Genomic DNA, 4,583 nt, shown 5'->3' with positions numbered 1-4,583 from the left:
TCACAAACATAAATACCCCCGACACTCCCCAGCTCCCCAACATTAGATAAACGACACTAAAAAAAGCAATCACTGAAATTAGTTAGTGCCTTAAAATCAGCCGACCAAAACTCGATACTAACAGACGTTCTTGACTATTCGTCAAAACGACGCCCCATGGATCAAAAGACAGCAGCGCAGCGTTGTTCTCCTCCAGCAACAGGAGGTGAAAATGAACGTAGCCAATCTGCAGATCGAAGGGCTTTGCATGGCAATTGCTGCCATCAATCATGCCTTGGTTGAAAAAGGCGTTCTCACGCAAATTGAGCTAAACGGAGCACTTAAGAAGGCTGAAGCCATAGCGCGAAGCGACGAACGTTTAGTCGAGGGTCTCAATCCTTCAAGCCGTGATGCTGTCTGCTTTCCTATCCGAATTCTCGAGGTCGCAAATAAGGAAACAACGCCGCGATCCAGTACGTTTTCCGATCTGGCACGATTGGTCGGCGAAACCAAAAGGCCTTACAATGATATGTACTGAGCCAGTTTTCTCGTGAACATTTAGAGAATTTAGACCCCATACAGAGACAGTAATCGGTTTTGTCGAGATGCACGGCTTTAGCAACCTCGGAGTTGTCCGCGGACAACTCCGATCGCTCCATAGTTAATCGTTTGTAAAATGTTTACGAATCGGGCTTACTGTGAACTTCGCAGTTATTGATGAATTCAAATCAATTGCGAAGTTGAAGGGCCTCAAATGTTAACAAGTCATAACCTGATGGATCAACAGGAACATCTTCCGACACTGTTGTCAGCGGATTCGCAAGAATTGTCGCGACAACTCCAACTTCATCAGCAAAAAATTTTCCCGCCAACATCGCAAAAAACCATTCGCCAATTTTCCCCGTCTGAGGCAGCAGCTTACATTGGCATCGGTGAAGGCTACCTCAGACAGGTAGCATCGGAAGGTCATGGCCCCGAACCAATGGCAAATGGTCGACGTATGTACACGCCGGACGATATGGATCGTATTCGCTATTCCTTAGACGAGAAGAATGGCGCACCCAAGTATGTCCCAACACGTAGAGCTAATGAAAAGCTCCAAGTGTTGGCTGTTATGAATTTTAAGGGTGGATCAGCGAAGACCACGACATCAGCGCATCTTGCGCAGTTTCTCGCATTACGTGGATATCGTGTTTTAGCGATAGATCTCGATCCTCAAGCATCTCTTTCAGCACTTTTCGGACACCAACCTGAATTGGATGTTGGTGAAAGTGAAACTCTTTACGGAGCTATTCGATACGAAGATCCGCGCAACATTACAGAGATCGTTCGCGCGACTTATACGCCTAATCTCCATGTCATTCCAGGAAACCTGGAATTGATGGAATTCGAACACGAGACGCCAAAGGCGATCACAACGGGGCGTGCGGAAAGCATGTTCTTTGCTCGAATAGGGGAGGTTATCTCCGATATTGAAAGTATTTACGATGTCGTCGTGATCGATTGCCCCCCACAGTTAGGCTTTCTAACAATGTCAGCCCTATGCGCTGCAACAGGGGTATTGATCACCGTGCACCCTCAGATGCTCGACGTCATGTCTATGAGCCAGTTTCTCGCAATGACGAGTGAACTTATGGCGGTCGTGGAAAGAGCCGGTGGCAGAACAAGTTATGACTGGATGCGTTATCTCGTGACCCGTTACGAACCTAACGATGGTCCGCAAAGTCAGATGACGGGTTTTATGAGAGCTATATTTGGTAATCGGATGCTCCAAAACGCCATGCTGAAATCTACTGCAATTTCTGATGCCGGAGTGACTAAGCAGACCCTTTACGAGGTGGAACGGTCACAATTCACTCGAGGCACCTATGATCGTGCGATGGATTCACTGAATGCCGTCAACGGAGAAATCGAAATGCTTTTGAGGGCTACCTGGGGAAGGAAGTAACAAATGGCACGTAAGAATCTTATCGGCGTATCATTGGATACTGACCCAACGTCTCCGCAGGCGATCGATTCTGATATCACAAGGTCGAGGCCTTTATCCGGCTTTGTGCCTACTGCGCGAAGCGCTCCAGTGGGCGGAATTACAAAGTCTTTGACCAACATCACTCAAAAGGTCGAACGCGTCGACGAACTCGAAAAACGGCTTTCAGAAGGACAAGTGATCGTCGAGTTAGATCCGAGCTTGGTTGACGGATCTTTCGTATCGGACCGTCTTGAAATTGATTCAACCCAACTTTCTGAACTCGTAGCGCAAATTCGTGAAAGCGGTCAGCTCGTACCCATTCTTGTCCGGCCAAACCCGGCAAACCAAGAGCGATATCAAGTAGCCTTTGGTCACCGACGTTTAGCAGCGGCTAAAATTATTGGGATTAAGGTTCGAGCGATCGTACGCGATCTCACAGATGAACAGTTGGTCATCAATCAGGGTCAGGAAAATAATGCTCGTACTAATCTATCTTTTATCGAACGAGCTTTGTTCGCTGAACGCCTAGAGATTAAAGGGTTTGCGCGAGATGTCATAATGTCGGCACTTGCTGTTGACAAAGCCGCAGTTTCGAAAATGCTGTCAGTCGTTAAGCTGATTTCGTCCGAAGTTATCGAGTTGATTGGTGCTGCTCCTGAAATCGGTAGACGCCGTTGGATGGAGTTCGGCGATCTAATTTCCATAGGCGATACCCAGGGGCTTATTCTAGTGTTGTCCGCGGACAACATGAGATCGCTCGATAGTAACCAACGTTTCCAAAAGGCCTTCGAGTACCTCGCCACAGCTAAATCATCGAGCCCCACGAATGTGAATGCTCGCGCCCAGGTTAACAATTGGGTGTCAAAAGACGGCTCTTTAAATCTATCAATGAACCTTCGGGCTAAAAAGGTTGCGATTGAACTAACAAACAGAAATGCAAATGATTTTGCAGATTGGCTAACAGGTAGAATGGATACACTTTACGACGAGTTTAGCCAATCAGTTGCCGGTAAGAATGGAGATTAACGACCAAAAGAAAAAGGCCCCCAAAACGTCACCGCGTGGAAGCCTCTCTCAATCTGTAGCAAGTCTGAGAATCGCATTTCCATGAATCAGTGTCAAGAGTCATAAGCGTCTTTTTGGCGGGCGGATTTCTTTTGCCTTTTGAAAGGTGAGAGGGAATGCAAATTCTGAAGACTGACACGTCCGCATTCCGCGGGCGAATGAAGATGTTTGCCCAAAATTCTGATCGGCAAGAGAAGCCGAAGCAGGGGAGGGGTGTAAACAAATGGGCGCTCTACAAACAACTCTGCGTCGCTAGGGCTGAATTCGATCTGAACGATCGTTGCCTTGCCGTGCTGAGCTCGCTTCTGTCATTTCTGCCTGATGATGAATTTGATGAGAAAAGCGGCCTAGTCGTTTTCCCATCCAACCGACAGCTTTCGCTGCGTGCCCATGGCATGCCGGAGTCTACACTGCGCCGACATCTGGCCTCCCTGATTGAAGCCAGGATCATTGCGCGCAAAGATAGCCCGACGCGTAAACGCTATGCCCATAAAGATAGAGAAGGCGGCGTCGAGCTTGCTTTCGGCTTTTCCTTTGCACCGTTGCTCGAGCGCGCTTCTAAAATTGCTGCTATCGCGGATAAAATTCTCGCCGATCAGAAAGCATTGAAGCGTCTTCGCGACGAAGTGTCGGTCATGCGCAGAGACATTGCGTCAGCCTTTGCGGATAGGGCCGAAGAAACGGGTGAGCTTGGTGGGTGTCTCGAAGCATTGTTCGTTCGCTTCCGCGCCATTGTCGACGCTATCCCTCGCCGCGCATCTCTTGATGAACTGTCCGCGATCAGGGCCAATTTTGAAGCCATTCGTGGTGAATTGGCTATCACTTTGAAAACAATAGAAATTGTTCCAGAAATGAGCGGCAGCGTCGCTCAATCTGAGCGGCAACATAATGAATCCCTACCAGAATCCCTTTTTGAATCTCAAAATGGCAAAAAGATTGTTTTGAACGCACCTTCTGCGGAGACACCAGTTTCTGTGAAGACGGAAGAAAAAACTTCTGGTGAGTTAACGCCATCCATTTCTCTCGACCAAGTACTTCGATCCTGTCCGGATATCCGGGAGTATGGTGCGAACGGAATTGCCACATGGCGTGAGCTTCACGATGCCTCGCGTATCGTCTCAGGCTTTCTCGGCATCAGTCAATCAGCCTATCAGGAAGCGATCCGGTTCATGGGACCAGAAACCGCTTCAACCGCTATTGCCTGGATCCTGCAGAAACTATCGGCCATCAACTCACCTGGCGGATATCTCCGATCTCTGACACAGAAGGCGAGGGGAGGGACCTTTTCAATCTGTCAGCTCCTATTTTCAGGAATGAGGGCAAACGGGGGTCTCGTTTCAATATGAAACTGCTTTTACCCGTTTCCTAAAGACACAGCCATGAGTTGGAAACATCTATCGCGAATGGCCACCAAAAGAAGAAGGCCATCTCACTTTAATCGAATGGGGTTCCCAGAAATGCGCGCATGGAGTAACGCTGATTAAAAGAGTTCGGAATATGAGTCTAGGCCGCTTGCACGTAGGCCATCTCCGTCAGTTTGCAGCGATGGATGTGCTGAAAATTCTGCGTG

The 4,583-nt window shown here is 48.4% G+C and carries 4 protein-coding genes; all 4 read left to right on the top strand.

The window, feature by feature from the left end; genetic code table 11:
* The first annotated feature begins 211 nt into the window (after window positions 1-211).
* The 4 genes from VBH83_RS19155 (at window position 212) to repC (ending at window position 4,359) form a co-directional block, all read left to right on the top strand.
* A complete protein-coding gene (locus VBH83_RS19155) occupies window positions 212-517 on the top strand; it encodes a hypothetical protein (RefSeq protein WP_396999069.1) in 306 nt (101 codons plus the stop codon).
* A 216-nt stretch (window positions 518-733) separates the two neighbouring features.
* Complete coding sequence (gene repA, locus VBH83_RS19150; protein ID WP_024899752.1) at window positions 734-1,927, top strand: plasmid partitioning protein RepA; 1,194 nt, start codon at window positions 734-736, stop codon at window positions 1,925-1,927.
* Window positions 1,928-1,930: 3 nt separating this feature from the next.
* Window positions 1,931-2,974 carry a plasmid partitioning protein RepB gene (gene repB / locus VBH83_RS19145; RefSeq protein WP_396999068.1) on the top strand — a complete coding sequence of 348 codons (1,044 nt, stop codon included), beginning with the start codon at window positions 1,931-1,933 and terminating at the stop codon, window positions 2,972-2,974.
* Window positions 2,975-3,129: 155 nt separating this feature from the next.
* Window positions 3,130-4,359, top strand: coding sequence for a plasmid replication protein RepC (gene repC / locus VBH83_RS19140; RefSeq protein WP_396999067.1), 1,230 nt, complete (start codon window positions 3,130-3,132; stop codon window positions 4,357-4,359).
* The last annotated feature ends 224 nt before the right edge of the window (window positions 4,360-4,583 follow it).

It is taken from the genome of Ochrobactrum sp. S1502_03, from assembly GCF_044435015.1.
GTDB classification, from domain to species: domain Bacteria; phylum Pseudomonadota; class Alphaproteobacteria; order Rhizobiales; family Rhizobiaceae; genus Brucella; species Brucella chromiisoli.
The sequence above is the reverse complement of the archived record's forward strand: the minus strand, read 5'-3'. Positions and strand labels throughout refer to the sequence as shown.